1 pseudogene is annotated in these 556 nt (G+C 66.9%); it reads left to right on the forward strand.

The features are described from left to right. Positions 1-556, forward strand: a pseudogene (locus ACYVDE_RS25845) (hypothetical protein); the annotation flags it as partial.

Genomic DNA, 556 nt, shown 5'->3' on the forward strand with positions numbered 1-556 from the left:
AGGCCGTTTTCGGCACGGCCGCCTGGCTGTTTCCGAATTCGGAAGCGGGATTCGTGCGCAGCCTGCGCGTGGCCCTGCTGCTGGCCGAAGCGGGCACGGCCTGGTTGCTACTGGTGCTGCTGCCCGCTTTCGGCTGGCCGGCCCGGCGCGCGCTGCGCTACCTGCTGCACCCGCTCGTCATCGTCGAGCTCACGGGTAACCTGCACTTCGAGGCACTGGCCATCTGCTTTATGCTGCTTGCCCTGTGGCTGCCAGCCACGCCCGCGCTGTCCGACGATGTATTTCGCTTTCGCTGGGATGGCCTGCTGGTGGCCCACGGCACCAGCCCCTTCCGGTTTCGGCCCGATGAAGTGATTGCCGATGGGGGCCGCACGGCCATTGCCGCGGCACCCGCCCGGGCCGCCGTGCTACCCGAGCTGCAGCAACTGTACCGGGCGCTCAATTCGCCACACTATTATTCGGTCTATCCACCGGTATGTCAGGCCGTTTTCGGCACGGCCGCCTGGCTGTTTCCGAATTCGGAAGCGGGATTCGTGCGCAGCCTGCGCGTGGCCCT

It is taken from the genome of Hymenobacter agri (assembly GCF_054778495.1).